A 6,444-nucleotide genomic window follows, 5' to 3' on the forward strand; every position below is an offset into this window, starting at 1 on the left:
TCAGCCCGCGCCGCCGCGGTCGAGCCAGGCCACGATCTGCTCGGCGGCCTGTTCGGCGGATGTGGCGGTGGTGTCGATGCGGATTTCGGCGCTTTCGGGCGCTTCGTAGGGGGAGTCGATGCCGGTGAAGTTCTTGAGTTCGCCGGCGCGGGCCTTCTTGTAGAGGCCCTTGACGTCGCGCTGCTCGGCGTGGGCGAGGGGGGTGTCGACGAAGACCTCGACGAACTCGCCGTCGGGCAGCATCTCGCGGACCATCCGGCGCTCGGCGCGGAAGGGGGAGATGAAGGCGGTGAGGACGATGAGGCCGGCGTCGGCCATGAGCTTGGCGACCTCGCCGACGCGGCGGATGTTCTCGACGCGGTCCTCCTCGGTGAAGCCGAGGTCGCGGTTGAGGCCGTGGCGGACGTTGTCGCCGTCGAGCAGGTAGGTGTGGCGGCCGTCGGCGTGCAGGCGCTTCTCGACGAGGTTGGCGATGGTGGACTTGCCGGCGCCGGAGAGGCCGGTGAACCACAGCACCTTGGGCGTCTGGCCCTTCTGGGCGGCGCGGCTGGCCTTGCCGACGTCGGTGGCCTGCCAGTGGATGTTGTGGCTGCGGCGCAGCGCGAAGTGCAGCATGCCCGCGCCGACGGTGCGGTTGGTGATCCGGTCGATGAGGATGAAGCCGCCGAGATCCTTGTTGTCGGCGTAGGGATCGAAGGCGATCGGGGCCGAGAGGCTGAGGTTGGCGACGCCGATCTCGTTCAGCTCCAGGCGGGTGGCGGCGAGCTTCTCCAGGGTGTTGACGTTGACCTTGTGCTTGGGTTCGGCGACCTGGGCCTGGACCGTGCGGGTCCCGAGCTTCAGCAGGTAGGGCCGGCCCGGCAGCAGCGCCTCGTCGTCGAACCAGACGATGGTCGCCTCGAACTGGTCGGCGACCTCGGGCGGGCGGCCGGACGCGGCCAGCACGTCGCCACGGGAGACGTCGATCTCGTCGGCGAGGGTGATGGTGACCGACTGGCCGGCGACGGCCTGCGGCAGGTCGCCGGTGAAGGTGACGATCCGCGCGACCGTGCTCTCGCGGCCCGAGGGCAGGGCCTTGACCTTGTCGCCCGGCCGGATGACGCCGGAGGCGACCTGGCCGGAGAAGCCGCGGAAGTCGAGGTCGGGGCGGTTCACCCACTGGACCGGCATGCGGAAGGGCTTCTCCTGCAGGTCGTCCTCGACCGGGGCCTCCTCCAGCCAGCGCATCAGCGGCGGACCGGCGTACCAGGGCGAGCGCTCGGAGCTGTCGGTGATGTTGTCGCCCTTCAGCGCCGACATCGGGATGGCGGTGAAGGCCTTGATCCCGATCTGGTCGGCGAAGTCGCGGTACTCGCCGACGATGGCGTCGAACACTTCCTGGCTCCAGTCGACCAGGTCCATCTTGTTCACCGCCAGCACCACATGGCGGATGCCGAGAAGCGAGACGAGATAGCTGTGCCGCCGCGTCTGGGTCAGCACGCCCTTGCGCGCGTCGATCAGGATGATGGCCGCATCCGCCGTCGAGGCGCCGGTGACCATGTTGCGGGTGTACTGCTCGTGCCCCGGGGTGTCGGCGACGATGAACTTGCGCCGGTCGGTGGAGAAGAAGCGGTAGGCCACGTCGATGGTGATGCCCTGTTCCCGCTCGGCCGCCAGGCCGTCGACGAGGAGGGCGAAGTCGATGTCGCCCCCCTGCGTGCCCACCTTCTTGGAGTCCGCTTCGAGAGCCGCCAGTTGGTCCTCGAAGATCATCTTCGAGTCGTAGAGCAGCCGCCCGATCAGGGTCGACTTGCCGTCGTCCACCGACCCGCAGGTCAGGAACCGCAGCAGCGACTTGTGCTGGTGCTGGTGGAGATACGCCTCGATGTCCTGGGCGATCAGGTCGCTCTTGTGGGACATCAGAAATACCCCTCCTGCTTCTTCTTCTCCATCGAGGCGGTCTGGTCGTGGTCGATGACCCGGCCCTGACGCTCCGACGTGGTGGTGAGCAGCATCTCCTGGATGATCTCGGGCAGCGTCGAGGCCGTGCTCTCGATGGCGCCGGTCAGCGGGTAGCAGCCCTGGGTGCGGAACCGGATCGACTTCATCTGCGGGACCTCGCCCGGCAGCAGCCGCATCCGCTCGTCGTCGACCATGATGAGGTTGCCGTTGCGCTCCACCACCGGCCGCTCGGCGGCGAAGTAGAGGGGCACGATCGGGATGTCCTCCAGGTAGATGTATTGCCAGATGTCGAGCTCGGTCCAATTGGAGATCGGGAAGGCCCGGAAGTTCTCCCCCTGGGCCTTCCTGGTGTTGTAGAGCCGCCAGAGCTCCGGGCGCTGGTTCTTCGGGTCCCAGCGGTGCTCGGCCGTCCGGAAGCTCAGGATCCGCTCCTTCGCCCGGCTCTTCTCCTCGTCCCGGCGCCCCCCGCCGAAGGCCGCGTCGAAGCCGTACTTGTCCAGCGCCTGCTTCAGGCCCTCGGTCTTCCACATGTCGGTGTGCAGCGAGCCGTGGTCGAACGGGTTGATGCCGCGCTCGAGGGCTTCCGGGTTCTGGTGGATCAGGAGATCCATCCCGCTCTCGCGACCCATCCGCTCGCGCAGCGCATACATCTCCCGGAACTTCCAGGTGGTGTCGACGTGCAGCAGCGGGAACGGCGGCTTGCTCGGATAGAACGCCTTCTGCGCCAGCCTCAGCATCACCGCCGAGTCCTTGCCGATCGAGTACAGCATCACCGGACGCTCGCACTCCGCCACAACCTCCCGGAAAATCTGGATGCTCTCCGCCTCCAGCCGCTCCAGATGCGTCAGCGTCTCACGGGACATGGCGCCTTGCGCTGTCATTGTTTCGGGCACCCTGGCGTCCATCTGCTGATCGTCCGGAATTGAGAAGCCGCAGCGCGAGCCTGCAAGCCTCGGGCCTCTCCGCCGGCTGAGTTAGCCGTCGCCCCGACAGGGCGCAAGGCGGGGCGCGCGCAGGAAATCTCCACGCGCGAGCAGGTCAGTTGCGCCGGACGCGGTGGCCGAGGCCATAGGCCGGCTGGGCTTCCCAGCGCAGCGCGTCGCGGACGATCCGGTCCAGATCCGAACAGGCGGGCTCCCAGCCCAGCAGCGCCCGGGCCCGGCCGGTGTCGGCCACCAGGCTCGGTGGATCGCCCGCGCGGCGGCCGCCCACGGCGCACGGCACGGGCCGGCCCAGCGCCCGTTCGACCGCCGCGATCACCTCGCGCACGGAGCGCCCCTGGCCTGCGCCGATGTTCGCAGCCTCGAAGGCGCCGGGGCCGAGGTCGGCCTCCAGGGCCGCGACGTGCGCCGCGGCCAGGTCGTTCACATGGACGTAGTCGCGCAGGCAGGTGCCGTCGGGGGTGTCGAAGTCGTCGCCGTAGACGGTCAGCGGCCGGCCCTCCCCGAGTCCGGCGGCTACCGCCAGGGGGATCAGGTGCGTCTCGGGTTCGTGCGCCTCGCCGATGACGCCGGAGGGGTCCGCGCCCGAGGCGTTGAAGTAGCGGAGCGCGACCGCCGTCAGGCCGTGGGCGCGGCAATGCGCGGCGATCATCCGCTCGCCGGCGAGCTTGGTGTCGCCGTAGGGGCTGGACGGCGCCTTCTCGTCGTCTTCTGCGATCATCTCGCCCGCGCCGCGGCCGGCCTGGCCGTAGACCGCGGCGGTGGAGGAGAACACCAGCCGCGGCACGCCCGCGGCGCGCATGGCCGCCAGCAGGGCGCCCGTGCCGCCCACGTTGATGTCCCAGAACAGGCCGGGTTCGGCGACGGAGCGGGCCACCTCGATGACGCCCGCGAAGTGGATCACCGCGGCGACCGCGTGCCCGGCCATCGCCGAGCGCAGCGCCGCCTCGTCCCGTATGTCGCCGCGCACGAACGGGCCCCAGCGGACGGCTTCGCGGAAGCCGGCCGACAGGTCGTCGTACACCACCGGCCGATAGCCGCGCTCGGCCAGGGCCTTGGCGGTGTGCGCGCCGATATAGCCCGCCCCGCCCGTCACGAGCACGGCGGCCCGGGAGCCGTCGATGGCGCCGCTGGTCATGAGCGGCGATGTACTTTGCGCCGCGGACCGTGGCCAGCCGGTGCTGCGATCAGAACATCCAGCCGCTGGCGTGCGCGCGCAATTCCGCGACCAGCGTATCCTGCACGACGATCTGTTCGCCGGTGGAGAAGGTGATCGTCACGTCCGCGCCGGCCTGGGCCAGGGTCGACGTCGCGCCGGCCGCCCGCAGGGCCGAGACGTCGATGAGGTCGTGTTCGGCGCCAGCGCCGAAGTCGCGGATGACGTCGCGCCCGTCGCCCGGGCCGAACGAGAACCGATCCGCGCCCGCGCCGCCGGTCAGGATGTCGGCGCCGGCCTCGCCGTACAGCGTGTCGCCGCCGGCGCCGCCCGACAGCGTGTCGGCGCCCGCGCGGCCCCGCAGCAGGTTCGCCGCGCCGTTGCCAGTGACGACGTTGTCGAGGGCGTTGCCGTTGCCCGTCGAAGCGCGCGCGCCGGTGAGCTCCAGGACCTCGACGTTGGCCGGCAGGCTGAAGCCGATGCTGCTCCTGACCGTGTCGATGCCGCCGTTCGCCGTCTCGACGATCCGGAGCTTGTCGTCGACCACGAAGACATCGTCGCCGCCGCCGCCAGTCAGCAGATCGTTGCCGGTTCCGCCGGCGAGGGTGTCGGCCAGGTCGCCGCCGGTCAGTGTGTTGTCGCCCGCATCGCCGACGAGCCTGAGACCGACAGCCGGAGGCTGGCCCTGCCTGGACTGCCAGAGCTGGATCGCCCAGGCGCCGTCGTCGTCGGCCTGCCCGATGGTGGTGTTGCCGTAGGTCTGGATGTTGCCGGACTCCAGCAGGTTGACGAGGCTGCTGAAGTTGTTCGCGGCGATGCCGACGTCGGAGTCGATGAGCTTGATGTACGACTTCCGGTCCAGGAAGCCCTGGACGATGTTGTCCGTGACGGTGACGTCATGGGCGCCGGTGACGCTGATGCCCGCGATCGCTTCGCCCACGACGAGGTTGCCGCTGATTGCGACATGGTCGTAGCCCACGCCGCTCTCGTCGCCGAAGAAAATGCCCTGGATATAGAGGCCGTCGCCGCGGACGACGGAGTTGTTGGAGACGACGATGTCGTGGGCGGTCGTCGTGACGCCGCTGGTCCAGAACTGGACCGCGTCGGCGTGCGTGGTGGCCTCGCGGAAGAAGTCGCGGAAGCGGTTGCCCGAGATGGTCACCCACGACGAGCCGCCGCCGCGCACGCCGTCCATCTGCAGGTCGTGGAAACTGTTCCCGACGATCTTCAGGTGCTCGTCGTTGAGGTGGCTGATCCCCGAGTCGAGCTCCCTGAATTCGGAATCCCTGACGGTGACGTTCGCCGAATTGCGGATGAGGAATCCGAGGCCGTCGTTCGAGGGGTTCCTGTCGAGCGAGCCGTGGACGTCGAGGCGCTGGAACACGAGGTTCTGGCAGGACTCGACCCGATAGGAGATTCCGTCGCCGAACCTGGCGGCGAACTCCAGATCCTGGAACGTCAGTCCTCTGGTCCCGCTCAGGGTCATGTCCGTGATCACCGCCGGTGCGCCCGGCGTCTGCGACGTGATCGTCACGCCGTTGGCGAAGCTCAGGTCCTTCAGGCTGACGGCCGAGTAGGTTCCGCTGCCGAGCTGGATGGTATCGCCATCGGCGGCGGCCTTGAGCGCGGAAACCAGCCCGGCGGTGGTGCTGACGGTTGTGATGGCCATGCTTGCGTCCCTCGCGACGGCAAGGGGCGTGAGGCGCCGCAACAAACAGGCGTCGCCGCCCTGAAGCAGCGAATGCAAGAAATCGTAGCGTCCGAGACAGAATTTCGCCGCCGAATCGAAGTTGATCGCGACGAGAGCGCTTCTCGGTTAAGCTTTGTCCTGCCTGTCCTGTGAGCTTTCCTGCGGCGCCCCACGCCCCTTCTCGGGCGGGACCTTTAGGGACCCGCGAGGTTCACGAGGAGGTGCAAAGGTGTCGCACGCGGCGCGGCTTTTGGCGGCGCCGTTTCTTAAGGGGATTCGTAACGTCTTCGGGCGTCGGCCGTGCGGCGATACACGACGCCGCAGACCCCTTGGAGGCGCCGTCCGAAAACCGCCAGCCCCAGCGCATTCGTGTCCGAAAACCGCGAGACTTCCAGCCCGCCCGCGCCCATCTTCCGGCCATGGATATGGATTTCGAAGCCTGTCGGCGCGCCTTCCAGACCCGCGATGCGCGGTTCGACGGGCGCATCTTCGGCGCCGTGAAGACGACGGGCGTCTATTGCCGGCCGATCTGCCCGGCGCGCACGCCGAAGCCCCAGAACATGACCTTCTATCCCACGGCCGCCGCCGCTCAGGAGGCGGGCTACAGGCCCTGCCTGCGTTGCCGCCCCGAGGCCTCGCCCGACCTCGGCGCCTGGCGCGGGACGTCCAACACGGTCTCGCGGGCGCTTGCGCTGATCGAGGGCGGCGCGATGGAC

The 6,444-nt window shown here is 69.1% G+C and carries 5 protein-coding genes; 1 reads left to right on the forward strand and 4 read right to left on the reverse strand.

From position 1 onward, the window contains the following. The 4 genes from cysN to JNL41_RS06730 all read right to left on the reverse strand — a co-directional run bounded on the left by cysN (position 1) and on the right by JNL41_RS06730 (position 5,707). Complete coding sequence (cysN, locus tag JNL41_RS06715) at positions 1 to 1,899, reverse strand: sulfate adenylyltransferase subunit CysN (protein WP_293473506.1); 1,899 nt, start codon at positions 1,897 to 1,899, stop codon at positions 1 to 3. Then, positions 1,899 to 2,846 carry a sulfate adenylyltransferase subunit CysD gene (gene cysD / locus JNL41_RS06720; RefSeq protein ID WP_293473507.1) on the reverse strand — a complete coding sequence of 316 codons (948 nt, stop codon included), beginning with the start codon at positions 2,844 to 2,846 and terminating at the stop codon, positions 1,899 to 1,901. Before cysD ends, cysN begins: the two co-directional genes overlap by 1 nt. Positions 2,847 to 2,979: 133 nt before the next feature. After that, a complete protein-coding gene (galE, locus tag JNL41_RS06725) occupies positions 2,980 to 4,020 on the reverse strand; it encodes a UDP-glucose 4-epimerase GalE (RefSeq protein WP_293473508.1) in 1,041 nt (346 codons plus the stop codon). A gap of 49 nt (positions 4,021 to 4,069) precedes the next feature. Next, positions 4,070 to 5,707 (reverse strand): right-handed parallel beta-helix repeat-containing protein, encoded by a 1,638-nt coding sequence (locus tag JNL41_RS06730; protein WP_293473509.1) that lies wholly within the window; start codon positions 5,705 to 5,707, stop codon positions 4,070 to 4,072. Between the two features lie 440 nt (positions 5,708 to 6,147). On the opposite strand from JNL41_RS06730, the gene JNL41_RS06735 reads away from it, so the two are divergent. Further along, the coding region (locus JNL41_RS06735) for an Ada metal-binding domain-containing protein (RefSeq protein ID WP_293473510.1) at positions 6,148 to 6,444 on the forward strand (297 nt) is incomplete at its 3' end.

This window comes from Phenylobacterium sp. (genome assembly GCF_016793285.1).
In the GTDB taxonomy this organism is placed as follows: domain Bacteria; phylum Pseudomonadota; class Alphaproteobacteria; order Caulobacterales; family Caulobacteraceae; genus Phenylobacterium.